Below are 25,053 nucleotides of genomic sequence, written 5' to 3'. Positions count from 1 at the left end.
CCACCGGCCCGGCCAAGGCGTCGTCGAGGCGTCGTAGGAGCGTCGAGGCGTCGTAGGAGCGCCGTCAGCCGTGGCCGCCGCCGGCCCGCACCAGCCCTGTCTCGTAGGCCAGGACCACCACCTGCACGCGGTCCCTGAGGCCCAGCTTGGTCAGGATGCGGCCCACGTGTGTCTTGACGGTCGCCTCGGAGAGCACCAGCAGGGCCGCGATCTCCCCGTTGGACAGTCCCTGCGCGACCAGCACCATGACCTCACGCTCGCGCTCGGTGAGCCGCTCCAGCTCCTTGTGCTGGGGTTCCTTGCCGGTGCTCGGCAGCATCGGCGCGAACCGGTCGAGCAGCCGGCGCGTGGTGGACGGGGCGACCACGGCGTCGCCGCTGTGCACGGACCGGATCGCGGCCAGGAGCTCGCCGGGCGGCACGTCCTTGAGCATGAAGCCGGACGCGCCCGCCTTCAGCGCGGAGAACGCGTACTCGTCGAGGTCGAAGGTGGTCAGGATCAGCACCTTCGGCGGATTCGGCTCGGCGCAGATCCGCCGGGTGGCCTCCACCCCGTCCAGCTTGGGCATGCGCACGTCCATCAGCACCACGTCGACCGCCGTCGCCCGCACCGTCTGAAGGGCCTCGACGCCGTCACCCGCCTCCGCGACGACCTCCATGTCCGGCTGGGCGGCGAGCACCATCCGGAACCCGGTGCGCAGCAGCACCTGGTCGTCGACGAGCATCACGCGGATCGTCATCGGGTCCTCTTCCGTGGGTCGTTGCGGTATAGGGGCGTGACAGGTGTCAACAGGGGCGCGCCGGTGTCAGTGCGCCGGTTTGAGCGGGAGCAGGGCGCTGATGCGGAATCCTCCGCCGGGGCGCGGCCCCGCGTCCAGGGTCCCGCCGACCATGCCGACCCGCTCGCGCATCCCGATCAGGCCGTGGCCCTGACCGTCGACGCCGCCCTCCTCGTACAGCTCGTGCGGGGCGCCCTTGCCGTCGTCCTCGACGAGCAGGCCGAGCCCGTCGTCGAAGTAGACCAGCCGCACGCTCGCGCCCGCGTTGGGCCCGCCGTGCTTGCGGGTGTTGGTCAGCGCCTCCTGCACGATGCGGTACGCGGTCAGCTCGACCCCGCTGGGCAGCGGGCGCGGGGTCCCCTCGATCTTGAAGTCGACGGGCAGGCCCGAGCCCCGGCACTGCTCGACGAGGTCCTCGATCTGCTCCACGTCGGGCTGCGGCACGTACTCCCCGCCCTCCCGATGCTCGCCGGTGCGCAGCACGCCCAGCAGGCGGCGCATCTCGGCGAGCGCCTGCCGGCCGGTGGACGAGATCGTCTCCAGCGCCTTCTTCGCCTGGTCGGGCGCCGCGTCGAGGACGTAGGCCGCGCCGTCGGCCTGCACCACCATCACGGACACGTTGTGCGCCACGACGTCGTGCAGCTCGCGCGCGATACGGGCGCGCTCGGCGGCGACCGCGACCTTCGCCTGCGCCTCGCGCTCCTTCTCCAGACGCGCGGCGCGCTCCTCCAGCTGCGCGAAGTACGCGCGCCGGGTGCGCATGGAGTCACCGAGCACCCAGGCGAGCGCGAACGGGACCGTCTGGAAGACGACGATCACGATGTTGCCCGCGATGCTGGCTTCCTCATGGGGCCAGCGCAGCTGCGCCAGTGACGCGGCGACGAGGCCCACCCCGAGCGCGAGCCGCGACGCCCAGCGCGCGCCGGACACCGCGACCGTGTAGACGATCACCAGCAGCGCGAAGTCGGCGACCGACGTCTGCACGTCGAGCACCAGCTGCACGCATCCCAGCGCGCCCGCCAGCAGCAGCATCGTCTCCGGCATGCGCCGGCGCAGCGCGATCACCAAGCACAGCAGCAGATAGACCGGGATGATCAACGCCGGCGCGTCGGTGCCCGTCGCCTCCTGGCGCGTCGCCTCCGCCATGAGCGAGATCCCGAAGAGGACGAGGGCCCAGAAGCCGTCGACCCCGGTCGGGTGCCTGCGGAGGAAGTCGTAGAGGCGCTGCACGTAACCCAGAGTAGGGAAGTGACCAGTGTGCAGGGGTCAACCGGAGGGCCGATCCGGGCCTCACGCGCGTACTCCCCAAGGTGGAGGCAGTGATCACCTGTGCGCCTAATCTGGCCCGATGGTGCGGGGGACGGCCGGGAGGAGAGAACAGGCGTGACGAACGAGGGCGGCGCGTGGCGCGGCTGGCGGGCGGCCGCACAGGACGCCCTGTACGGCCCGCACGGCTTCTACCGGCGTCCCGAGGGCCCGGCCGGGCACTTCCGTACGTCCGTCCACGCGTCGCCGCTCTTCGCCGAGGCCGTGGCCCGGCTGCTCTGCCGCGTCGACGAGGCGCTGGGTCGGCCGGACACACTGGACTTCGTCGACATGGCCGCGGGACGCGGCGAACTGGTCACCGGCGTCCTCGCCGCGCTCCCCGCCGAGGTCGCCGCCCGCACGCGCGCGTACGCCGTCGAACTCGCCGACCGCCCACCCGGCCTCCCCCGCCGCGTCACCTGGCTACCGGAGCCCCCGGCCGGGATCACCGGTCTGCTGTTCGCCAACGAGTGGCTGGACAACGTCCCCCTCGACATCGCCGAGGTCGCCCCCTCGGGCACCCCCCGCCTGGTCCTCGTCCGCGCCGACGGGGTGGAACGCCTCGGTGAGCCGGTCTCCGGCGCGGACGCCCAATGGCTGGCCCGCTGGTGGCCGGTTCCCTCCATCGAGGGAGCGCGCGCCGAGATCGGGCGCCACCGGGACGCGGCCTGGTCCGCGGCGGTGGCGCGCGTCACGCGCGGGCTCGCGGTCGCGGTGGACTACGCCCACACCACCGACACCCGCCCCCCGTTCGGCACCCTCACCGGCTTCCGAGACGGCCGCGAGACCCCTCCGGTACCGGACGGCTCATGCGACATCACGGCGCATGTGGCACTGGACGCGTGCGCGGAGGCGTGCGCCGCATCGCCCGCGCGCCTTCTCACGCAACGCGCCGCCCTGCGCGCCCTGCATCTCGCGGGCGCACGCCCCCCGCTCGCGCTGGCCTCCACCGACCCCACGGCCTACGTACGCGCCCTCGCCAAGGCGGGTGAGGCCGCCGAGCTCACCGCGGTGGGCGGCCTCGGCGACTTCGGCTGGCTGCTGTGCCCCGTGGGAATCCCCGATCCGCTGTCTGCGGATTCCGGAGCGGATTCCGGACCGGTGTGACCGGCCGCCCGGACCTACGTGCCGGACCGATGTGCCGAACCGATGTGCCGGACCTATTTGTCGATGTCGCCGACGACGAAGAACATCGAGCCGAGGATCGCCACCATGTCGGCGACCAGCGTGCCCGGCAGCAGTTCGGTGAGGGCCTGGATGTTGTTGTACGAGGCGGAGCGCAGCTTGAGGCGGTACGGGGTCTTCTCGCCCTTGCTGACCAGGTAGTAGCCGTTGATGCCGAGCGGGTTCTCGGTCCACGCGTACGTGTGCCCCTCGGGCGCCTTCAGCACCTTGGGGAGGCGCTGGTTGATCGGCCCCGGCTCCAGCTCGGCGAGGCGGTCCAGGCAGGCGTCGGCGAGGTCGAGGGCGTTGTGGGTCTGCTCCAGCAGGCACTCGAAGCGGGCGAGGCAGTCGCCCTCCTGCCGCGTGACGACCTTCAGCGTGTCCTGGAGCTCCCCGTAGGCGAGATACGGCTCGTCCCGGCGCAGGTCGAAGTCGACGCCCGAGGCGCGCGCGATGGGGCCGCTCACGCCGTACGCGTGCACGGCCTCCGGCGCGAGGACACCCACATCCCGCGTGCGCCCCCGGAAGATCTCGTTGCCCAGCACCAGGTCGTCGAAGACGTCCATGCGCGAGCGGACATCGGCGACGGCGGCACGCGCGCGGGAGGCCCAGCCGGCCGGCAGGTCCTCCTTGAGGCCGCCGACGCGGTTGAACATGTAGTGCATGCGCCCGCCGGAGACCTCCTCCATGACGTTCTGGAGGACCTCGCGCTCACGGAACGCGTAGAAGACCGGCGTGATGCCGCCGAGCTCCAGCGGGTACGAGCCGAGGAACATCAGGTGGTTGAGCACCCGGTTCAGCTCGGCGAGCAGCGTCCGGGTCCACACCGCGCGCGCGGGCACCTCCATGCCGAGCATGCGCTCCACGGCGAGGACCACGCCCAGCTCGTTGGAGAACGCCGACAGCCAGTCGTGGCGGTTGGCCAGCATGATGATCTGGCGGTAGTCGCGCGCCTCGAAGAGCTTCTCGGCACCCCGGTGCATGTAGCCGATCACGGGCTCCGCGCGCGTGATGCGCTCGCCGTCCAGCAGGAGCCGCAGCCGCAGCACGCCGTGCGTGGAGGGGTGCTGCGGTCCGATGTTGAGCACCATGTCGGTGCTCTCCGCGGCGCCGCCGATCCCGACCGTGGTCTCCGTCGTAGGAGTCATGGACACAGTCTCCCCTACGTACGCTGGCCGTATGGAGACGGGGAGCTCTGAAGACACGGGGGCGACGCGGGCAACGGGGGCGGCTGAGTCCGCGGGGACCGCGGAGGCCGAACCAACGGCGTGGAACGGTCTGCCGCCTGGCCTGCTGCGGATGCGGCGGCTGTTGCTGGTGGTGTGGCTGGGGACCGCCGCCCTCGGCATCGGACTGCTGCTGGGGCTGCTCGTCGGGCCGGTGTGGGCCGGCTTCGCGCTGCTGCCGTCGGCGGCGATCGCCTGGGGCTGGGTGCTGCTCGGCCGCAACTGGCGCTCCTGGCGGTACGCCGAGCGCGCTGACGACCTGCTGATCAGCCGGGGCGTGCTGTGGCGCGAGGAGACGGTCGTACCGTACGGGCGCATGCAGCTGGTGGAGGTCACGTCCGGGCCCGTCGAGCGCTGGTTCGGCCTGGCCGGCGTCCAGCTGCACACCGCCGCCGCGGCGACCGACGCGCGCATCCCGGGCCTCTCCCCGGCCGAGGCGGAACGGCTGCGCGACCGGCTCACCCGGCTCGGCGAGGCCCGATCGGCGGGTCTGTGACCGCGCCGGGCGTCGACGACGCCGTACGCCCCGGCGGTTCGGCCGTCCAGGAGCACCGGCTGCACCCCGTGACGCCGTTCCGGCGGGCGTGGGCGCCCGTCGCGGTGCTCGCCGGATGGGCCGTGCACGACCCGAACCAGGCGCAGGAGCAGCTGACCCGGGTGACCACCGGCACCCTGCTGCTCGCCCTCGCCGTGATCGTCCCGGCGGCGTCCCTGTACGGCTTCGTGAGCTGGTGGTTCACCCACTTCTCGGTGACCGACAGCGAACTGCGCATCCGTACCGGCCTGTTGTTCCGGCGCACCGCGCACATCCGGCTGGAGCGCATCCAGGCGATCGACGTCACCCAGCCGCTCCTCGCGCGCGTGGCGGGAGTGGCGAAGCTCCGGCTCGACGTGGTCGGCGCCGACAAGAAGGACGAACTGGCCTTCCTGGGCGAGGAGGAGGCGCGCGCCCTGCGCGCGGAACTGCTCGCGCGCGCGGCGGGCTTCGCGCCCGAGACGGCGCGCGAAGTCGGCGAGGCACCGGCGCACGAACTGCTGCGCGTGCCCCCTCGCGCGCTCGCCCTCTCCCTCGCGCTCACGGGCGCCACCTGGGGCGCTCTGGCCGCCGCCCTCGTCGTACCGCCGATCCTCTGGCTGGCCACCCACAGCCTGTGGACGGTCCTCGCCACGGGCCTGCCGCTGCTCGGCGCGGCGGGCGCGCGCAGCGCGGGCCGGTTCGTCGGCGAGTACGACTGGACGATCGGCGACTCCCCGGACGGGCTGCGCATCGACCACGGGCTGCTGGACCGCACGCACGAGACGGTGCCGCCGGGGCGCGTGCAGACCGTACGCGTCGTGCAGCCCGTGCTGTGGCGGCGACGCGACTGGGTGCGCGTGGAACTGGACGTGGCCGGCTCGGCCAATTCGCTGCTCGTCCCGGTCGCCCCGCGCGCGGCGGCCGAGGCCGTCATCGCGCGCGTCCTGCCGGGGGTGGCCGTACCGGCGGCCGCCGCGCTGTCGCGGCCTCCGCGCCGGGCCGGGCGGTGCGTTCCGCTCCGGTGGCGCGGCTACGGCATCGCGGTCACGGACACGGTGTTCGCCGCCCGGCACGGCCTGCTGCGCCGCGAGCTGGCCCTCGTACCGCACGCCAAGGTCCAGAGTGTGCGGCTCTCCCAGGGCCCCTGGCAGCGGCTGTGGCGCCTCGCCGACCTCCACGTGGACACGGGGGCCGGAAAGACCGTCACGGCCCGGCTGCGGGACGCCCGGGAGGCCGCGGAGTTGCTCAGGGGCCAGGCGGAACGGTCCCGGACGGGGCGCAGGGACGCACGGCCCGACCGCTGGATGACGGAGACCGCCTGATCGCGGTGCGGTCAGGCGGTCCGGGCGGCCGACGGGCCGGGGGTCAGGGCGGCTTCAGCCGGCTCACACGCTCAGGAGACGGCGCTGCGCAGTCCCTGGAGGTCGATCTGCTCGGTCTCGTCGTGCGCGGTCAGGTCGATCACCTGGCCGACCCCGCGCGCGTGCTCGTCGATCGGCTTGAACCCGGCCTCGGTCTCGGCCTTGTGCAGGGCGAGCGCCTCCTGCCCGACGACATCGGCGAGGTCCTCGTTCTGCACGGCCTCCAGGGCGTCGGGCGACGCGGGCGTCTTCGTTCCGAAGAAGTCGAACCCGCCCTCGGAGGTGGGCCGGCGCACCGGCTGCGTCGCCGGTACGACGGCCACGGCGGTCGGCACGGTGAAGTGCCCGGCGGGCCGCTGCACGGGGGCGGCGGGTCGGGGCACGATGTCGGTGGAGACGGCAGTGGTGACAGCGACCTGAGCGGAAAGCTCGGGCTCCATGTGACCCGGACCCTCCGCACGGCCGGCGGGCGGCCCTGCGGGCTCCACGGGGTCGGTGGCCTCCGCGTGCTCGACGGGCTCGTCCGAAGAAGCCGTCACAGCCGAAGTGTCACGCCGCTCGGCGTCCCCGGCGTCCCCGGTGTCTCCGGCTTCCGCGGCGTCATGGGCGTCTTGGGTGTCCTGGGCGTCCACGCCGCCTTCGGCACCGTCAGCGTCCTGAGTGGCCTCGGCCGCCTCAGCGCTGTCCGCGCCCCCTCTGCCCTCGCCGTCCGGGTGCGTGGCGGCCGCGCGCGTGTGCTCGTCGACCGCCTCGGACTGCCCCTCCGCCTCGTCCTCCTGCGCGGCCTCCGCCTCGCCGGAGCCGATACCTGAGCCGGTACCGGACTCGGCCACCGAAGCCGTCCGCCCGTCCGCGTCCTTCGCGACCTCGCTGTCGAGCCGGCTCAGCGCCACCTTGGCCCGCAGGAACAGCTGGGACCCCTCCGGCGAGAAGACCGCCGGCGTCTCCGGCTTCCCCTCGGCGTGGGTATCGGCATCGACGTCGGCACCGACCTCGACACCGACCTTGCCCTCGGCCTCGCCGCTCTCGTCCCGGGCCTCACGCGACGCGTCCGCCGGAGCGGGCGGCAGCTCTCGTACCGGGGCCGTGGTCTCTATCTCCAGCAGACGGCGGCCCTCCAGGGCGCTCGCCCGCTCGGTCTCCGCCGTGGCGTACCGGCGCAGCAGAGCCGCGTGCTCGTTGCGCAGGCCGGCCAGCTCCGCGCGCTTGGCGCGCAGCCGCTGCTCCAACTTGGCGCGCAGCTCGCGCGACTCCTCCAGATCCGTCTCCAGTTCGGCGACGCGTTCCTCGAAACGCCACTCGTCGCTCACCCGCGCGCGCGTGAGGTCGGCGACGTGCTTGCCGGCCTGCGTGTCCCAGCGGCGCATGACGGCCGCGCCGACGACCGCCGTGGCCGCCGCGATCGCGGCGACGACGCGCAGCACGGCGGTGTCCGAGAACACCCACGGGCCGAAAGCGCAGATGAGGGAGACGCCGGCGATCGCCGAAGGAGGCAGCATCCTGTGCAAGGGCGGTGAATGGCGGTGACGTCCACGTGGCATGGCCAGAAACTTACCGCGCGTAGGCGAGCGTTGGCGCCCCGCCCCGTAAAAAGACAGCCATCCCGCAGCCTTCAGGAGACATCGGAAATCACCTCCGCCGAAGAACCGCCACAGAGCCACCGAAGTACCGCCGGAGAGCCGCCCAAGAAGCGGCGAGGAGCCGGCGGAGAACCACGGGCGAATTCGACAAGAACCAAGATCATTTCTGGTCGGACCCTCCATGGAGGCGAAAGCGGGCGCCGCCACGCGCGCGTGACTCAGCCGCCCCCGAGCCGCCCGCTGATCCATTGCAGGGTCGGCGGGATCTCGCGGCGCCAGGTGTTGAAGTTGTGTCCGCCGCTGTCGAGGACGATCGACGAGATATGCGTCCGGCCGTTCGCCTTCACCTCGTCGATGAGCTTCAGCGTCGCCTTGTAGTTGGATTCCCCCACTTTGCTGCTGGTGACGAGCAGTGAGGTGGCGGGCGCCGGCATGTGCTTGATGAACCAATGCAGGTCGGCTTGATTGCGCAGCGTCTGGTTCCCGTGGAACAGATCGCCCGTGGTCGGGTCGGACGGCGCCTTGTAGTACGCCGACAGGCCCGCGGCCGCCGCGTAGACGTCCGGGTGGTGCATGGCGAGCTTCAGAGCGCAGTAGCCGCCCGTGGAGTCGCCGATGATGCCCCAACTGCCGGGCTTCTTGCCCACCCGGTAGTGGCTCGTCACGGCGTCGGGCAGGTCCTTCGCGAAGAATGTCTCGGTCTGCGGCCCGCCAGGGATGTCCACGCACTCCGTGTCGCGCGGCGGCGCGACCGTCGGTCTCAGCATCACCAGGATCATCGGCTGCATATGGCCGTCCTTGGCGAGGCTGCGCGCGGTGCGCGGGTAGTGCAGCTTGTCGACGAGCGCCTCGGCGGTACCGGGATACCCCGTAAGGACGACGGCCGCGGGGAACGTACGGGTGCGGTACTGGGGTTGGAAGTACTCCGGCGGGAGGTACACGTACGCCGGTGAGGTGATGTGCGACGTACCTCCCTGCAGGGCCACCTTCTCGATCTGCCCGGCGAGTTGCGGCCGGCCGCCGCCCGGCCCCTCGACCCGGCGCGTCTCGAGCACCTGGAGGGGCCCGCCGCCACCGCTCGCGTGGTCGACGACCACGCCCTGTTCGGTCTCCCTGCCGAGCAGGTCCGCCCAGCTGGCGTAGAACCCGAAGGCCTGGTTGGCGGCGAGGCCCACCGACGCGAAGAGCGTCAGCTGGGTGCCGAGCAACAGCCCGACCCGGCCGCCGACCGCCCGCCAGCTGCGGCGGGCGAGCCGCGGCCACAGCCACACCGTGCCGACGAAGAGCGATACCGCGAACAGCACCGCCAGCAGCAGCACTGTGTTGCTCGTGAGACCCATGGGGTGTTCCCGCCTGCGCTTCCCGTCCGGTTTTGCCGCACTGTCGTGCGAGCTTGTCCCGGACTTTCCTTGGCCTTTGAAGGAGCTTTGGGGAGACGAGTGAACCTCTCTCCCCGAGACACCGTCCTAGAGGGCGCAATGTCGCCGGATGCCCGGTCGGGCCCGGATTCAAAGATCTCTCGCGGAACTGTGGGATGCGATGTCTGTCAGGGAAGATGGCGAAATGTCGGGCGGGGTTCCGAACCGATCAAGCCGGGTGCGGAGTGTGCTGCGGGGTCCGCGACCCGAGTCCGTTCCCGTGTTCATCGGCAGGGCCTGTGCCCTCGTCGGCCTGCTGGACGTCGCCGCGGGCGTTTTCCCGCGGTTCCGGCACAGCCGTATGCACGCTCTCGCCGAGGTGCTGCCCGGCTCGTTCGGGCCGTTCGCGGCCGCGCTCTCGCTGAGCGCGGGCGTTCTGCTGCTGCTCCTCGCGCACGGCCTCAAGCGGGGCAAGCGACGGGCCTGGCGCGCCGCCGTCGCCCTGCTGCCGGCCGGCGCGGTCGCGCAGTTCATCTACCGGCACTCGATCATCGGCGCGCTGCTCTCGGTCGCGCTCCTGGTGCCGCTGCTGCGGCACCGCGACCAGTTCGCGGCGCTGCCCGACCCGCGCAGCCGCTGGCGCGCGCTCGCCAACTTCGTCCTCATGGGCGCCGCTTCCCTCGGGCTCGGACTGGTCATCGTCAACGCCCACCCCGGGACCCTGGTCGGCGACCCGAGCCTGGCCGACCGCATCACCCACGTGCTGTACGGCCTGTTCGGCTTCGAGGGACCGGTCGAGTACGACGGCAACACCTCGTGGACCGTGGCCTTCTCCCTGGGCGCCCTCGGCTGGATCACGGCGGTCACCACGATCTACCTCGCCTTCCGGCCCGAACACCCCGCCGCCCGCCTCACCGAGGAGGACGAGACACGCCTGCGTGCCCTCCTGGAGAAGCACGGCCGGCGTGACTCCCTCGGCCACTTCGCGCTGCGCCGCGACAAGGCCGTCGTGTTCTCCCCCAGCGGCAAGGCCGCGGTGACGTACCGCGTCGTCTCCGGCGTGATGCTCGCCAGCGGCGACCCCATCGGCGACGTCGAGGCCTGGCCGGGCGCCATCGAGCGGTTCATGGACGAGGCACGCGCGCACTCCTGGACGCCCGCCGTCATGGGCTGCTCGGAGACGGGCGGCGAGGTGTGGACCCGCGAGACCGGCCTGGACGCCCTCGAACTGGGCGACGAGGCGGTGGTGGACGTCGCGGATTTCTCCCTCGCCGGCCGCGCGATGCGCAACGTCCGGCAGATGGTCAAGCGCATCGAACGCGCCGGTTACGAAACCCGGGTCCGTCGTGTCCGTGACCTCGGCGAGACCGAGCTGGAACGCATCCGGCAGGCCGCCGAGGACTGGCGCGGCACCGACACCGAGCGCGGCTTCTCCATGGCGCTGGGCCGTATCGGCGACGCGACCGACGGCGACTGCCTCATCGCCACCGCGCACAAGGCCGACGCCGAACCGGGTCCGTACGGCGATCTGAAGGCGATCCTGCACTTCGTCCCCTGGGGCCCCGACGGCGCCTCCCTCGACCTGATGCGCCGCGACCGCTCGGCCGACCCCGGCATGAACGAGCTGCTGATCGTCGCCGCCCTCCAGGCCGCGCCGAAGTTCGGCATCGCGCGCGTGTCGCTGAACTTCGCGATGTTCCGCTCGGCTCTGGCACGCGGCGAGAAGATCGGCGCGGGACCGGTGCTGCGCGCCTGGCGCGGGCTCCTGGTGTTCCTCTCGCGCTGGTTCCAGATCGAGTCGCTGTACAAGTTCAACGCGAAGTTCCAGCCCCGCTGGGAGCCGCGGTTCGTCGTCTACCGCAACTCGGCCGACCTGCCCCGCATCGGCTTCGCCGCCATGCAGGCGGAGGGCTTCGTGAATCTCGCCCTGCCGCTGCCGCGCTTCCTGCGCCGGCGCAGGCAGGTCGCGCGCCCCTGCGCCCACACGCTGGCGGAGCACGACATGCGCGCCGCCTGACCGGATGGCGGGCCCACCCGAGACCGGCCCGAGCGGACGTCCTGCCCCCCTCCAGCCCTGGGGCGTCCGCTCGGGCCGCCGCGCTTTCGGCGCCCCGCCCGGGGCCTACGCTGAACATATGAGCAAGCAGAGCGGACGCGCGCGCGTCGTCGGCCTTCCGGAATGGGACCGCTGCGCGGTCATGGGCGTCGTCAACGTGACGCCCGACTCCTTCTCCGACGGCGGCCGCTGGTTCGACACGACGGCCGCCGTCAAGCACGGCCTCGCGCTGGTCGCCGAGGGCGCGGACCTCGTCGACGTCGGCGGCGAGTCCACCCGCCCAGGCGCCACCCGCGTCGACGAGGCGGAGGAACTGCGCCGGGTCATCCCCGTCGTGCGCGGCCTCGCCTCCGAGGGCGCCGTGGTCTCCGTCGACACCATGCGCGCCTCGGTCGCCGCGCAGTCCCTCGCGGCGGGCGCCGCCCTCGTCAACGACGTCAGCGGCGGCCTCGCCGACCCCGCGATGATCCCCGTCGTCGCGGCCGCCGGCGCGCCGTTCGTCGTCATGCACTGGCGCGGCTTCCTGGAAGGCGGCAACGTCAAGGGCGTCTACGACGACGTGGTCACCGAAGTCGTCGACGAACTGCGCGCGCGGGTGGACGCCGTCCTCGCCGGCGGCATCGCCCCCGACCGCATCGTCGTCGACCCGGGCCTCGGCTTCTCCAAGGACGCCGAACACGACCTCGCCCTCCTCGCCCACCTCGACCGCCTGCACACGCTCGGCCACCCCCTCCTGGTCGCCGCCTCCCGCAAGCGCTTCCTCGGCCGCGTCCTGGCCGGTCCCGACGCCGCCCCGCCCCCCGCGCGCGAGCGCGACGCCGCCACGGCCGCCGTCTCCGCCCTCGCCGCGCAGGCCGGCGCGTGGGCGGTCCGCGTCCACGAGGTCCACGCCACGGCGGACGCGGTGCGGGTCGCCCGGGCCGTGGAGGGAGCGCGGGCGGACGGCCATGCGCGGGGCACGGGTGAGTCGCGCGGGGCGCAAGGACGGAGTCACGCGCCGGGCGCTGGGCACGGGCGCGGGGCGCATGGCCGAGCTGAAGCGCCCGGCGCGGAGTCGGCGCGCGGGGCGCGGAACGAGCAGCCTGCGCCTGGCGTGGGCGATCACGACAGCGCCCCCTCCGTGGGTCGCGCGCCGTCCTCCGACGATGTGCACGGCGCAGAGGGAGACCGGTGAGCGCCCCCCACACCGACGTCGAGCAGGTCGAGGCCGCCAACACCGCCTTCTACGAGGCGATGGAGCGAGGCGACTTCGAGGCGCTGTCGTCGTTCTGGCTCACGCCGTCCGACCTGGGCGTCGACGAGGAGTACCACGACCCCGCCGACGCGGGCGTCGTCTCCTGCGTGCACCCCGGCTGGCCGGTGCTCACAGGTCGGGGCGAGGTACTGCGGTCGTACGCGCTGATCATGGCGAACACCGACTACATCCAGTTCATCCTGACCGACGTGCACGTCTCGGTCACCGGCGACACCGCCCTTGTGACCTGCACGGAGAACATCCTCAGCGGCGGCCCCGCGCCCGCGGCGGGCGAGGAGCTGGGTCCGCTGGTCGGTCAGCTGGTGGTCGCCACGAACGTGTTCCGCCGCACGGCGGGCGGCTGGAAGATCTGGTCGCACCACGCCTCCCCGGTCCTGGCCGAAAACGACGGTGACGAGGACGGCGAGACACCCGCCTGAGTGGGTAGACGCCCGGTGAAGCCCCCCGCAAGGACCAAGAAGTGGTTGGAATCACGAACCCGCGGGTAGGGGCGGCTACCGACCCGTGAGCCACCGGGTTCCCCAGGGGAAACGCGCGGTGAATCCTCCTGGACCCGGCACGGGCCGGCGCCCACGGCCCGGTCCTGTCAGTGCCCGCAGGTAGATTCGTTCGAGGCCGGAGTGCCGCCCGCACGCGGCGACGACCGGCCGACACCGACGATTGCAGGAGTGATTCGCGTGGATCGTGTCGCGCTGCGCGGCCTGAAGGCCCGCGGGTACCACGGAGTGTTCCCCAAGGAGCGCGAGGAGGGTCAGACCTTCATCGTGGACCTCGTCCTGGGCCTGGACACCCGTCCGGCCGCGGCCGACGACGACCTGGCGAAGACCGTGCACTACGGCATCGTGGCGGAGGAGGTCGTGGCCGTCGTGGAGGGCGAGCCGGTGAACCTCATCGAGACGCTCGCCGAGCGCATCGCCCAGGCCTGTCTGAAGCACGAGGGGGTGGAGGAGATCGAGGTGCGCGTCCACAAACCGGACGCGCCGATCACGGTCCCCTTCGACGACGTGACCGTCACGATCACCCGGAGCCGAGTATGACCGCGTCCTTCACGGGTGGTCCGAGCGACCCGACCGTGCAGCCCGTGCCCGCCTCCGTCGTTCGGCAGGTCGACGCCGCCGACACCACCCTCCACAACCCGAAGCGGGCCGTGATCTCCCTCGGCTCGAACCTGGGTAACCGCCTGGAGACCCTCCAGGGCGCCATCGACGCCCTGGAGGACACCCCGGGCGTGCGGGTGAAGGCCGTGTCGCCGGTGTACGAGACGGAGCCGTGGGGCGTGGCGCCCGGCAGCCAGCCGTCGTACTTCAACGCGGTCGTCGTCCTGAAGACCACGCTGCCCCCGTCCTCCCTCCTGGAGCGGGCGCACGCCGTCGAGGAGGCCTTCCACCGGGTGCGCGAGGAGCGCTGGGGCGCGCGCACGCTGGACGTCGACATCGTGGCCTACGCCGATGTCGTCTCCGACGACCCGCAGCTCACCCTGCCGCATCCGCGCGCGCACGAGCGGGCCTTCGTCCTCGCCCCCTGGTACGACGTGGAGCCCGGCGCCCTGCTCCCCGGTCGCGGCGCGGTCGCCGAGCTGCTCGACACGCTCACCCGGGACGGAGTGGCTCCCCGCAAGGACCTGGAACTCCGGCTGCCCGAGTAGTCGTTAAGGTCAACACGACCGCAAGTACGCCGGGCCCAGTCGGGGGAGCTGAAGGAACACCGTGAGAGAGCTGCGCATCAGGGTGCTGGCCGCCGTCTTCGTCGTGGCCGGGGTGCTGTCCTGGGCGGGCGCCCGCCTGTGGAACGCGGTGGGGACCCTCCCCAGCGTCCCCCTGGCCGCCCCCATCGTCCTGGCCCTGATCGCCGTAGTGCTCCTCGCCACGGCGCTCTCGCTCCGCGCCCGCCTCAAGGCCCAGCGCGAGCGCCGCCCGGGTGCCAAGGGCGTCGATCCGCTGATGGCGGCCCGCGCGGTCGTCTTCGGTCAGGCCAGCGCCCTGGTGGCGGCCCTCGTCGCCGGTATGTACGGCGGCACGGGGGTCTTTCTCCTGGAGTCCCTCGACATCCCGGCCCGTCGCGATCAGGCCATCTACGCCGGTTTCTCGGTCGTCGCGGGGATCGGTGTCATAGCGGCGGCCATCTTCCTGGAGCGGGTGTGCAAGCTCCCGGAGGACGACGACCGCAACTCGGGAGCCGCCTCACCGGCGTGACGTGCCCTGCGGTCAGCGCGCCATGATCAGGCTCATCGCCTCGTTGCGCGTGGCCGCGTCCCGCAGCTGCCCGCGCACCGCCGACGTGATCGTCTTGGCGCCGGGCTTGCGGATGCCCCGCATCGACATGCACATGTGCTCGCACTCGACGACCACGATGACCCCGCGCGGCTCCAGGATCTCCATCAGGGAGTCCGCGATCTGCGTGGTGAGACGTTCCTGCACCTGCGGCCGACGGGCGAAGACATCGACCAGCCGGGCCAGCTTCGACAGTCCCGTGATCTTGCCGCTGGTGGCCGGAATGTAGCCCACGTGTGCCACGCCCCGGAACGGCACCAGGTGGTGCTCACAGGTCGAGAACACCTCGATGTCCTTCACCAGCACCATCTCGTCGTGGCCCAGGTCGAAGGTGGTCGTCAGCACGTCCTCGGGCTTCTGCCACAGCCCCGCGAATATCTCCCGGTACGCCCGCGCCACGCGCCCCGGCGTCTCCTTCAAGCCCTCGCGGTCCGGGTCCTCACCGACCGCGATCAGGAGTTCGCGGACGGCGTTCTCGGCGCGCTTCTCGTCGAACTCGCCGATGATGCCCTCGCCGTCCAGCGTCACGGGGTCGGTCATTCTGCAGCCTCGTTCCTCGGTGTCCTGCCTGCACGGCCGAAAAATGCCGCGCCCCCCAGGCTAGAACCTGGGGGGCGCGGCATCCATTCCGGGCCTGGTGAGGCGGCCGGTTCAGCTCTCCGAGCGGTCGTCCGGGGCCGACTCCACCGCGGGGGCGGGGTCGACGACGGTGGACTTGGCCGTGCTGATCGCGGGCGTCGCGCCGTTGGCGCCGTTCGTCAGGGCGAGCTCCTTCGGGGAGAGCACCGGCGGACGGGTGGACGGCGTGCGCCGCGAGGAGCCGGTCCAGGCGGGCCGCGGCGGGCGCTTGACGATGGGGGCGAAGATCTCGGCGATCTCCTCCTTGCCCAGCGTCTCCTTCTCCAGCAGCTGGAGCACCAGGTTGTCGAGGACGTCGCGGTTCTCGACCAGGATCTCCCAGGCCTCGTTGTGCGCGTTCTCGATGAGCTTCTTGACTTCCTCGTCCACCAGGGCGGCGACCTCTTCCGAGTAGTCGCGCTGGTGGGCCATCTCCCGTCCGAGGAACGGCTCGGTGTTGTCGCCGCCGAACTTGATGGCGCCCAGACGCTCGGTCATGCCGTACTGGGTGACCATCGCGCGGGCCGTGGCCGTGGCCTTCTCGATGTCGTTCGCCGCGCCCGTGGTCGGGTCGTGGAAGACGAGCTCCTCGGCCGCCCGGCCGCCCAGCATGTAGGCGAGCTGGTCGAGCATCTCGTTGCGCGTGGTCGAGTACTTGTCCTCGTCCGGCAGCACCATCGTGTAGCCGAGGGCGCGGCCGCGCGACAGGATCGTGATCTTGTGGACCGGGTCGGAGTTCGGCGAGGCCGCCGCGACCAGGGCGTGACCGCCCTCGTGGTACGCGGTGATCTTCTTCTCCTTGTCCGACATGATCCGGGTCCGCTTCTGCGGGCCGGCGACCACACGGTCGATGGCCTCGTCGAGCATGCCGTTGTCGATGAGCTTCTTGTCGCTGCGGGCGGTGAGCAGCGCGGCCTCGTTGAGGACGTTGCTCAGGTCCGCGCCGGTGAAGCCCGGCGTACGGCGGGCGACCGCGGCGAGGTCGACGTCGGGCGCGACCGGCTTGCCCTTCTGGTGGACCTTGAGGATCTCCAGACGGCCCTGCAGGTCCGGCGGGTCGACGGCGATCTGCCGGTCGAAGCGGCCGGGACGCAGAAGCGCCGGGTCGAGGATGTCGGGCCGGTTCGTCGCGGCGATGAGGATCACGCCGCCCTTGACGTCGAAGCCGTCCATCTCGACGAGCAGCTGGTTCAGCGTCTGCTCGCGCTCGTCGTGACCGCCGCCGAGGCCGGCGCCGCGGTGGCGGCCGACCGCGTCGATCTCGTCGACGAAGACGATCGCCGGGGCGTTCGCCTTGGCCTGCTCGAACAGGTCACGGACACGGGAGGCACCGACACCGACGAACATCTCGACGAAGTCGGAACCCGAGATCGAGTAGAAGGGCACCCCGGCCTCGCCGGCGACGGCACGCGCGAGGAGCGTCTTGCCGGTACCGGGACGGCCGTAGAGGAGCACGCCCTTGGGGATCTTGGCGCCGACGGCCTGGAACTTCGCCGGCTCCTGGAGGAACTCCTTGATCTCCTGGAGCTCCTCGACGGCCTCGTCACAGCCCGCGACGTCGGAGAACGTCGTCTTCGGGGTGTCCTTGGTGATGAGCTTGGCCTTGGACTTGCCGAAGTTCATCACTCGGGAGCCGCCGCCCTGCATCTGATTCATCAGGAACAGGAACACGACGACGATGAGGACGAAGGGGAGCAGGGAGAGCAGGATCCCGACGAAGGCGTTCTGCTTCGTCGGCGAGACGGTGTAGCCGTCGGGGATCTGCTTGTCCTGGTACTTGGTCTGCAGCGTGTTGGCGATGGTCACGCCCTGGTCGCCGATGTAGCTCGCCTGGATCTTCGAGCTGCCCTCGACCTTTTCGCCGTCCTTCAGCGTGACCTTGATGGTCTGCTCGTCACCTGTGGTGAGCTTGGCCGACTCGACCTTGTTGTCGTTGATCGCTGCCACGACCTGGCCGGTGTCCACCGTCTTGTAGCCGCCGGACGAGCCGACGACCTGCATCAACACGACCACGGCAAGGACGGCCAGCACGATCCACATGACCGGCCCACGGAAGTATCGCTTCACGTCCATCCATACGGAGCGGTGCCGCCCCGTCCCTCCTGCCATAGTGAGTTTGATAAGACAGTTCTTCTGACGGTACCCCAGCATTGTGGCCCGAAGCCGCACGGTGGAGCTGGCAATGCCGTCTGCATGCTCCAACGGCGCGAAACCCGCTGGGGTTCCCGATCGTCTTACAAGACTGGCCCGTCCGGCTCAGTGTCCGGACGGGATGGCCCAGCCCCGGGAGACGCCGCTCGGCTCAGCCGCCGTAGACGTGGGGCGCGAGCGTACCGACGAACGGGAGGTTGCGGTACTTCTCGGCGTAGTCCAGACCGTAGCCGACGACGAACTCGTTGGGGATGTCGAAGCCGACCCACTCCACGTCGATGGCGACCTTCGCGGCGTCCGGCTTGCGCAGCAGGGTGCACACCTTCAGGGAGGCGGGCTCCCGGGAGCCGAGGTTGTTGATCAGCCACGACAGGGTCAGGCCGGAGTCGATGATGTCCTCGACGATGAGGACGTGCCTGCCCTTGATGTCGGTGTCGAGGTCCTTGAGGATCCGCACCACACCGGAGGACTGGGTGCCCGCGCCGTAGGAGGACACGGCCATCCAGTCCATGGTGACGGGCGTGGACAGCGCCCGGGCCAGGTCGGCCATGACCATCACCGCGCCCTTGAGAACGCCGACGATGAGCAGGTCCTTGCCCTCATACTCCGCGTCGATCTTCGCGGCCAGCTCGACCAGCTTCGCGTCGATCTCTTCCTTGGTGATGAGCACCTGCTTGAGGTCGGCACCCATGTCTTTCGCGTCCACCCGCATCACTTTCGGTCGTCCCACCGGCTGTCCGCCCCCGTCGGGGGTCGGGATTCAGCCTTGCCGAATCACCAGTCTGCCACCCTGGCGCTGAGCGACGACTTTGCCGGGGAGATTGATGGCTCCCTGACCGCGCCAGCCGGTGATCAGCCGGTCGATCTCCTCGATGTGACGGGCGAACAGGGAACCGGCCGGCGCGCCTGCCTCGATGACGGCGCGGCGCAGGATCCGGCGGCGTACGGCGGGCGGCAGGGCGTACAGCTTGGCGCACTCCAGGAGGCCCGCTGCGTCCCGCACGGTGGACTCGGCCTGGCTGGCCCAGGCGTCGAGGGCGTCGGCGTCGTCACGGGAGAGCTGGGCCGTACGGGCGAGGGCCTCGACGACGCCCTTGCCGAGGGCCTTCTCCAGAGCGGGCAGTCCCTCGTGGCGCAGGCGCGAGCGCGTGTAGGCGGGGTCGGCGTTGTGGGGGTCGTCCCAGACCGGCAGGGACTGGACCATGCAGGCCTTGCGGGCGGTCTGCCGGTCGAGCTGGAGGAAGGGGCGCCGGTAGCGGCCGTCGGCCCCCGAGACCGCGGCCATACCGGACAGGGAGCGGATGCCGGAGCCGCGGGCGAGGCCGAGCAGGACGGTCTCGGCCTGGTCGTCGCGGGTGTGGCCCAGGAGGATCGCGCTGGCGCCGTGGCGTTCGGCGGCCGCGTCGAGCGCCGCGTAGCGCGCGTCGCGGGCGGCGGCCTCGGGGCCGCCCTCACGGCCGACCGTGACCGCGGTGGCCTCCACGGGGTCCAGGCCGAGTTCGCGCAGGCGCAGGGCGACTTCTTCGGCGCGCAGGTCGGAGCCCGCCTGGAGGCCGTGGTCGACGGTGATGCCGCCGGCGCGGATGCCGAGCTTGGGAGCTTCGAAGGCGAGGGCGGAGGCGAGCGCCATGGAGTCGGCGCCACCGGAGCACGCCACGAGCACGAGCGGCGACGGCGGGCGCTCGTGCGGGAGGTCCTGGGAGGCGAGAGCCCCTGCGGAGGCCGGTACGGAGATCTGGGCCGAGGTCTGCGCCGGGGTCTGCGCCGAGATGAGGGCCGAGTGCTGGACCGAGATCCGCGCGGCGCGCTGTTCGGAGGACGACTCGGAAGACTGTCCGGAGATCTGCTCGGGGGTCTGCTGGGAGGTCTGTTCGGTGAGGAGGTCGTGGAGGACGCGGCGGACCGCCAGGCGTATCGCCGCGACCGCAGGATGGGGACCCATGTCCGGTTCCCTTCATGATGTTTTCGAGGGCGAGCCCGAGATCGGTCACTCAGAGTGTGTAGATGGTGACAGAACCGGGCCGTTCCCCGAGCATTGCACGCCTGCCCAGGGCTTACGGTCCCTCGGACGGGTGATTGGAGGCGCATTCGCCTGCCGACGGCCGAATCCGGTTCACGACCGTCCCGCCGCCCTCACGACTCGGCCTTGCGGTGCACCCGTGCGACCCAGTCCGCCGGTTTGGCGATCTCGGCCTTCGTGGGGAGCGTGTTGGGGGAGGTCCACACCCGGTTGAAGCCGTCCATGCCGACCTGGTCGACGACGGCCCGTACGAAGCGTTCGCCGTCGCGGTACTGGCGGAGCTTGGCGTCCAGGCCGAGCAGCTTGCGCAGGGCCATGTCCAGGCGGGAGGCGCCCCGCGCGCGGCGCTGCTGGAACTTCTCGCGGATCTCGGCGACGGTCGGTACGACCTCCGGTCCGACTCCGTCCATCACGAAGTCGGCGTGTCCCTCCAGGAGCGACATCACGGCGGTGAGACGGCCGAGGATCTCCCGCTGGGCCGGCGACTGCACCAGCTCGACCAGGGAGTGTCCGCCGTCGTCCTCCTCGCTCTCGGGGCGCCCGCCGGCGAGCGACTGGGCGGCCTCGCGGACCCGCTCCAGGAAGGTCATGGGGTCGACGTCGGTCTCCGCCAAGAACGACTGGATTTCGCCCTCCATGTGGTCGCGCAGCCAGGGCACGGCGGAGAACTGCGTGCGGTGCGTCTCCTCGTGCAGGCACACCCAGAGGCGGAAGTCGTGGGGCTCCACGTCGAGTTCGCGCTCCACGTGGACGATGTTCGGCGCAACCAGGAGGAGACGGCCGCCGCCGTTCTCCCCGGCGGGCAGATCGCGGGTGGCGGGGGCGAAGGTCTCGTACTGGCCGAGGACGCGGGAGGCCAGGAAGGACAGCAGCATGCCCAGCTCGACACCGGTGACCTTGCCGCCGACGGCGCCGAGGACCGCGCCGCCGGTCGTGTTGCCGCGCCGCTCCTGCATCTTGTCGAGCAGCGGCTTGAGGATCTCCCGGAAGCCGGCGACATTGGCCCGAACCCATCCGGGGCGGTCGACGACGAGGACCGGGGTGTCGTGGGTCTCGTCGGTGCCCATCCGGGTGAAGCCCCGGACGTGCTCCTCGGACGCCTTGGCGTGTCGGCGCAGCTCCGCGACGACGGCCCTCGCCTCGTCGCGGCTCACCTCGGGGCCCGGCCGTACGAGCCGGGTCGCGGTCGCCACCGCGAGATTCCAGTCGACCATCTCCGCACCACCGATGCTCGTCATGTGTCAACCGTACGTGAGCGCTGCCCCCAGGGGCAGGCCGCGCGGAACCCCGAGCGACGCCAATGCCTCTGCCTCACCACGCGTACGCGTACGCGTGGTGCACTCGCCGACCGCCACGCGTACGCGCGAGGCGCACGCGCGCGTGGGCGCGGCCGCTCATCGGCACCCGCAGGCCGCCAGGGCCGTCGCCGTCCGGTCCAGCGCCGACTGGGCCGCCGTGGAGCTGCTCGTGTCCGAGGCGAGGAAGGCGAAGGCCAGGAGGCGGCCGTCCGCGTCGACCACCGTGCCGGCCAGGGTGTTCACACCGGTCAGGGTGCCCGTCTTCGCTCGTACGATGCCGGCCGCGCCGTCGGCGTAGCGGCCGGACAGCGTGCCCGTGAAGCCGGCCACGGGAAGGCCGGTGAGGGCCGGGCGCAGCTCGGGGCGGGCCGGGTCGGCGGCCTTGACCAGGAGGGCGGTCAGAAGGCGCGCCGTCAGCCTGTCGTCGCGGTTGAGGCCGCTGCCGTCGTTGAAGTCGGCGCCGGCCAGTGGCAGTCCGAGCTTCTTCAGCTGGGCGCGCAGGGCCCGGCCGGCGCCCGCGAAGTCGGCGTGCTCGCCGGTGGCGAGGGCGGTCTGGCGGGCGAGGGCCTCGGCGATGTCGTTGTCGCTGTTGGTCAGCATCCGCTCGACCAGCGCGGACAGGGGCGGCGAGGAGACGGTGGCCAGGGTCTGAGCGCGGGCGGTGGCCTTGGAGGGGCCCGGTGACGTGGTCCTGATGCCCTGCGCGCGCAGGAAGTCCGCGAACTTGGTGGTCGCGTCCGCCGCGGGGTCGGCGACCCGTCCCACCGGGCCGCTCGTCGAGTCGTCCGTGCGCCCCTCGTCCGCGCTCAGGGAGGTGACGGGGGCCAGGTTGGGGTTGACCCCGATGGGGTGAAGCGGGGAGCCGGCGTACAGGGTGGTGTCGTAGGACAGGGTCACGGTCGTGATGCCGCGCTTCTTCAGCGCTGCCGCCGTCCCCGTCGCGAGGGTGCGCAGGCTCGCCCAGCCGTCCGCGTCCGCGCGCGCGGACAGCGTGGGGTCGCCGCCGCCGACCAGGACGAGCTCCTTGGTGTCGGGTTCGAGGGCGGCACGCGTGCTGATGCGGTGGTCGGGGCCCATCGCGGAGAGCGCGGCGACAGCGGTGGCGATCTTGGTCGTGGAGGCGGGCGTCAGGGCCTGGTCGGCGCCGGCGCCGTACAGGAGTTTGCCGCTGGTGACGTCGACGACCGCGGCGGTGTGCCGGCCACCGAGCGCCGGATCGCCCAGGAGGGGGCCCAGGACGGCCGTGAGGGCCGTGGGGTCGGGAAGGGTGCCGGGGGCCGCCTTCACGGCGCTGGTGGCGCCCGAGAGGCCCGTGAGGACGCCGGCGGCGCTGGGGGCGGGGCGCGGTCCCGGGGCGGCCGTGTCCGATGTGTCGGACGTACGGCCGTGATCTGCACCACCCGTGTGCCCGAGGGCGGTGGCCCGCTCGCGCTCGGCCGTACGCTGGCCGGTGGAGTCCCAGGGACCGGCGGCGGTGACCGCGCCGGCGGCCAGCGCCAGTCCGGCGGTGACCGCGCCCGCGGTGTACTGCCAGGTCCTGACGGCCTGCGGCCTCGTGATCCCCGCGAGGTGCGGCGTCGCGGCTCGCGTCACGCGCGCGAGGCGCGGTTTCGCGGCCCGTGCGAGCTGCGCGACCCGCGGCCCCACGGCTCCGCCCACGCGCGCCAGACGCGGTCGTACGGCGGCGGCGACCCGCACCACGTGCGGTCTCGCGGCCCGCCAAGGCCTCAGTTCTGGCACGACCACCAGCCCCTTTCGCGATCACACACCTGCGTGAGGGACACTTAATCACCCGAAGTATGCGCTGATCATGGAGGAGCCACCGGTGGAGTTCGACGTCACGATCGAGATCCCGAAGGGTTCGCGGAACAAGTACGAGGTGGACCACGAGACCGGTCGGATCCGCCTGGACCGTCGACTCTTCACCTCGACCGCCTACCCGACCGACTACGGCTTCGTCGAGAACACCCTCGGCGAGGACGGCGACCCGCTGGACGCGCTGGTCATCCTGGACGAGCCGACGTTCCCGGGCTGCCTCATCAAGTGCCGCGCCATCGGCATGTTCCGGATGACGGACGAGGCCGGCGGCGACGACAAGCTGCTGTGCGTCCCGGCGACGGACCCGCGCGTGGAGCACCTGCGCGACATCCACCACGTCTCCGAGTTCGACCGCCTGGAGATCCAGCACTTCTTCGAGGTCTACAAGGACCTGGAGCCCGGCAAGTCCGTCGAGGGCGCCGACTGGGTGGGCCGTACCGAGGCCGAGGCCGAGATCGAGCGGTCCTACAAGCGCTTCAAGGACCAGGGCGGCCACTGAGCCTGCCCGCGCCTGATGGCATGACAAGGGGCCGCACGCACACGCGTGCGGCCCCTGTCGCTGTCTGTGCGCATACTGAGGCCCCACGGAAGGTGTCGTTCAGGGAGCTTGCTCAGTGACGGAGGCGAAGGACCGCAAGCCGCAGTCGGACGAGGCGCACAGCGCCTTCGACGGGGAAGTCACCTCGGAATTCGCGATTCCGGCAGGGCTGGCCGTTCCCCGGCCCGGCGGCGACGAGTCGGAGACCACCTCGGAGTTCGCCGTCCCGGAGGGCCTGGCCGTTCCGCAGCCGCCCTCGGCCGCGCCGGAGGGATCGGCGTTCAGCCTTCCCAGCACCTACAGCGCCCGCAACGCCCCGGCCGCCTTCACCCCGCCCGATGGGATCCCGGCGGTCAGCCTGGCCAAGGACGTGCCCTGGCAGGACCGGATGCGCACCATGCTGCGCATGCCGGTCACCGAGCGGCCCGCTCCCGAACCGGTGCAGAAGGCGGAGGAGGGCGGTCCGGCCGTCCCGCGCGTGCTCGACCTCACCCTGCGCATCGGCGAGCTGCTCCTCGCCGGCGGCGAGGGCGCGGAGGACGTCGAGGCCGCGATGTTCGCGGTCTGCCGCTCGTACGGGCTGGACCGCTGCGAGCCGAACGTCACCTTCACCCTGTTGTCGATCTCCTACCAGCCGTCCCTGGTGGAGGACCCGGTCTCGGCGTCCCGCACGGTGCGCCGCCGGGGCACCGACTACACGCGTCTGGCGGCCGTCTACCGGCTCGTGGACGACGTCAGCGACCCGGAGACCCACATCTCCCTGGAGGAGGCCTACCGGCGCCTCGTGGAGATACGCCGCAACCGGCACCCGTACCCCACCTGGGTGCTGACCGCGGCGAGCGGGCTGCTCGCGGGCGCGGCCTCGGTGCTCGTCGGCGGTGACGCGGTGGTCTTCGTGGCGGCGGCGCTCGGCGCGATGCTGGGCGACCGGCTGGCGTGGCTGTGCGCGGGGCGCGGGCTGCCGGAGTTCTACCAGTTCCTGGTGGCCGCGATGCCGCCGGCCGCGATCGGGGTCGCGCTGACGCTCGCCCGGGTCGACGTGGGGGCCTCCGCGGTCATCACCGGCGGGCTGTTCGCCCTGCTGCCCGGGCGGGCGCTCGTGGCGGGCGTGCAGGACGGTCTGACGGGCTTCTACATCACCGCGGCCGCCCGCCTGCTGGAGGTCATGTACTTCTTCGTGGGCATCGTCGTCGGCGTGCTCGTGGTGCTCTATCTCGGGGTCAACCTGGGGGCCCACCTCAACCCCGACGCGGCGCTCGGTATCGCCGAACGGCCGCTGCTGCAGATCGGCGCGTCGATGCTGCTGTCGCTGACCTTCGCGGTGCTGCTCCAGCAGGAACGATCCACCGTGGTCGCGGTGACCCTCAGCGGAGGCGTCGCCTGGTCGGTGTACGGCGCCCTGCGCTACGCCGGCGACATGTCCCCCGTCGCCTCCACGGCCGCGGCCGCGGGCCTGGTGGGCCTGTTCGGCCAGCTGCTGGCCCGCTACCGCTTCGCGTCCGCGCTGCCGTACACCACGGCCGCGATCGGGCCCCTCCTGCCCGGTTCCGCGACCTACTTCGGGCTGCTGTCCATCGCGCAGAACGAGGTCGACAAGGGGTTTGCCTCGCTGACCAAGGCGGCGGCGCTGGCGATGGCCATCGCGATCGGGGTCAACCTCGGCTCGGAGATGTCCCGGATGTTCCTGCGCGTCTCGGTGGAGAAGCGGCGGGCCGCCAAGCGCACGCGCGGGTTCTGAGC

21 protein-coding genes and 1 pseudogene are annotated in these 25,053 nt (G+C 71.9%); 11 read left to right on the top strand and 11 right to left on the bottom strand.

Annotated features, from left to right (window positions below; all coding sequences use genetic code 11):
- Positions 1-64: 64 nt before the first annotated feature.
- Both ACZ5NW_RS16140 and ACZ5NW_RS16135 read right to left on the bottom strand, forming a co-directional pair.
- Positions 65-739 carry a response regulator transcription factor gene (locus tag ACZ5NW_RS16140; RefSeq protein WP_468744429.1) on the bottom strand — a complete coding sequence of 225 codons (675 nt, stop codon included), beginning with the start codon at positions 737-739 and terminating at the stop codon, positions 65-67.
- 66 nt (positions 740-805) lie between these two features.
- Entirely contained in the window at positions 806-2,008 is a 1,203-nt protein-coding gene (locus ACZ5NW_RS16135; RefSeq protein ID WP_468744428.1) for a sensor histidine kinase, read from the bottom strand.
- A 153-nt stretch (positions 2,009-2,161) separates the two neighbouring features.
- Between ACZ5NW_RS16135 and ACZ5NW_RS16130 the strand changes: the two genes are divergently transcribed.
- Positions 2,162-3,190 (top strand): SAM-dependent methyltransferase, encoded by a 1,029-nt coding sequence (locus ACZ5NW_RS16130; RefSeq protein ID WP_468744427.1) that lies wholly within the window; start codon positions 2,162-2,164, stop codon positions 3,188-3,190.
- A gap of 53 nt (positions 3,191-3,243) precedes the next feature.
- On the opposite strand, the gene ACZ5NW_RS16125 is transcribed toward ACZ5NW_RS16130, so the two are convergent.
- Positions 3,244-4,395, bottom strand: coding sequence for an NADH-quinone oxidoreductase subunit D (locus ACZ5NW_RS16125; protein ID WP_468744426.1), 1,152 nt, complete (start codon positions 4,393-4,395; stop codon positions 3,244-3,246).
- 31 nt (positions 4,396-4,426) lie between these two features.
- Here ACZ5NW_RS16125 and ACZ5NW_RS16120 point away from each other — a divergent pair, with 31 nt between their 5' ends.
- Complete coding sequence (locus ACZ5NW_RS16120; RefSeq protein WP_468744425.1) at positions 4,427-4,969, top strand: PH domain-containing protein; 543 nt, start codon at positions 4,427-4,429, stop codon at positions 4,967-4,969.
- Positions 4,966-6,312, top strand: a complete 1,347-nt coding sequence (locus tag ACZ5NW_RS16115; protein WP_468744424.1) for a PH domain-containing protein — start codon at positions 4,966-4,968, stop codon at positions 6,310-6,312. Before ACZ5NW_RS16120 ends, ACZ5NW_RS16115 begins: the two co-directional genes overlap by 4 nt.
- Positions 6,313-6,383: 71 nt before the next feature.
- On the opposite strand, the gene ACZ5NW_RS16110 is transcribed toward ACZ5NW_RS16115, so the two are convergent.
- Both ACZ5NW_RS16110 and ACZ5NW_RS16105 read right to left on the bottom strand, forming a co-directional pair.
- Positions 6,384-7,850: a hypothetical protein gene (locus ACZ5NW_RS16110; RefSeq protein WP_468744423.1), complete on the bottom strand. Its 1,467-nt coding sequence runs from the start codon at positions 7,848-7,850 to the stop codon at positions 6,384-6,386.
- Between the two features lie 299 nt (positions 7,851-8,149).
- The gene (locus ACZ5NW_RS16105) at positions 8,150-9,271 is read right to left on the bottom strand and encodes an alpha/beta hydrolase (protein WP_468744422.1); all 1,122 of its coding nucleotides are present in this window, start codon (positions 9,269-9,271) and stop codon (positions 8,150-8,152) included.
- A gap of 223 nt (positions 9,272-9,494) precedes the next feature.
- On the opposite strand from ACZ5NW_RS16105, the gene ACZ5NW_RS16100 reads away from it, so the two are divergent.
- The 6 genes and pseudogenes from ACZ5NW_RS16100 (at position 9,495) to ACZ5NW_RS16075 (ending at position 14,792) form a co-directional block, all read left to right on the top strand.
- Positions 9,495-11,306 carry a phosphatidylglycerol lysyltransferase domain-containing protein gene (locus ACZ5NW_RS16100; protein WP_468744421.1) on the top strand — a complete coding sequence of 604 codons (1,812 nt, stop codon included), beginning with the start codon at positions 9,495-9,497 and terminating at the stop codon, positions 11,304-11,306.
- 118 nt (positions 11,307-11,424) lie between these two features.
- Positions 11,425-12,327: pseudogene (gene folP, locus ACZ5NW_RS16095) on the top strand (dihydropteroate synthase); the annotation flags it as partial.
- A 188-nt stretch (positions 12,328-12,515) separates the two neighbouring features.
- A complete protein-coding gene (locus tag ACZ5NW_RS16090; RefSeq protein ID WP_468744420.1) occupies positions 12,516-13,019 on the top strand; it encodes a nuclear transport factor 2 family protein in 504 nt (167 codons plus the stop codon).
- A 258-nt stretch (positions 13,020-13,277) separates the two neighbouring features.
- Positions 13,278-13,637, top strand: coding sequence for a dihydroneopterin aldolase (folB, locus tag ACZ5NW_RS16085; RefSeq protein ID WP_468744419.1), 360 nt, complete (start codon positions 13,278-13,280; stop codon positions 13,635-13,637).
- Positions 13,634-14,245 (top strand): 2-amino-4-hydroxy-6-hydroxymethyldihydropteridine diphosphokinase, encoded by a 612-nt coding sequence (gene folK / locus ACZ5NW_RS16080; protein ID WP_468744418.1) that lies wholly within the window; start codon positions 13,634-13,636, stop codon positions 14,243-14,245. The genes folB and folK overlap by 4 nt, the downstream gene beginning before the upstream one ends.
- 61 nt (positions 14,246-14,306) lie before the next feature.
- Positions 14,307-14,792 (top strand): DUF3180 domain-containing protein, encoded by a 486-nt coding sequence (locus ACZ5NW_RS16075; RefSeq protein ID WP_468744417.1) that lies wholly within the window; start codon positions 14,307-14,309, stop codon positions 14,790-14,792.
- A 12-nt stretch (positions 14,793-14,804) separates the two neighbouring features.
- Here ACZ5NW_RS16075 and folE read toward each other — a convergent pair whose 3' ends face one another.
- The 6 genes from folE to dacB form a co-directional block, all read right to left on the bottom strand.
- On the bottom strand, positions 14,805-15,410 hold the full coding sequence (gene folE / locus ACZ5NW_RS16070) for a GTP cyclohydrolase I FolE (RefSeq protein WP_468744416.1): 606 nt from the start codon (positions 15,408-15,410) through the stop codon (positions 14,805-14,807).
- A gap of 111 nt (positions 15,411-15,521) precedes the next feature.
- Positions 15,522-17,561 carry an ATP-dependent zinc metalloprotease FtsH gene (gene ftsH, locus ACZ5NW_RS16065; RefSeq protein ID WP_468744415.1) on the bottom strand — a complete coding sequence of 680 codons (2,040 nt, stop codon included), beginning with the start codon at positions 17,559-17,561 and terminating at the stop codon, positions 15,522-15,524.
- A gap of 229 nt (positions 17,562-17,790) precedes the next feature.
- Positions 17,791-18,351: a hypoxanthine phosphoribosyltransferase gene (gene hpt, locus ACZ5NW_RS16060; RefSeq protein WP_468744508.1), complete on the bottom strand. Its 561-nt coding sequence runs from the start codon at positions 18,349-18,351 to the stop codon at positions 17,791-17,793.
- Positions 18,352-18,399: 48 nt separating this feature from the next.
- Complete coding sequence (gene tilS / locus ACZ5NW_RS16055; RefSeq protein ID WP_468744414.1) at positions 18,400-19,581, bottom strand: tRNA lysidine(34) synthetase TilS; 1,182 nt, start codon at positions 19,579-19,581, stop codon at positions 18,400-18,402.
- Positions 19,582-19,772: 191 nt separating this feature from the next.
- On the bottom strand, positions 19,773-20,897 hold the full coding sequence (locus ACZ5NW_RS16050; protein ID WP_468744413.1) for a zinc-dependent metalloprotease: 1,125 nt from the start codon (positions 20,895-20,897) through the stop codon (positions 19,773-19,775).
- A 156-nt stretch (positions 20,898-21,053) separates the two neighbouring features.
- Positions 21,054-22,703, bottom strand: a complete 1,650-nt coding sequence (gene dacB, locus ACZ5NW_RS16045; protein WP_468744412.1) for a D-alanyl-D-alanine carboxypeptidase/D-alanyl-D-alanine endopeptidase — start codon at positions 22,701-22,703, stop codon at positions 21,054-21,056.
- A 79-nt stretch (positions 22,704-22,782) separates the two neighbouring features.
- On the opposite strand from dacB, the gene ACZ5NW_RS16040 reads away from it, so the two are divergent.
- Positions 22,783-23,274 carry an inorganic diphosphatase gene (locus tag ACZ5NW_RS16040; RefSeq protein WP_031487466.1) on the top strand — a complete coding sequence of 164 codons (492 nt, stop codon included), beginning with the start codon at positions 22,783-22,785 and terminating at the stop codon, positions 23,272-23,274.
- 115 nt (positions 23,275-23,389) lie between these two features.
- Entirely contained in the window at positions 23,390-25,051 is a 1,662-nt protein-coding gene (locus ACZ5NW_RS16035; RefSeq protein WP_468744411.1) for a threonine/serine exporter family protein, read from the top strand.
- Positions 25,052-25,053: the final 2 nt, after the last annotated feature.

This window comes from Streptomyces sp. NPDC032126, assembly GCF_055580085.1.
This window is presented reverse-complemented; position numbering and strand designations above follow the sequence as displayed.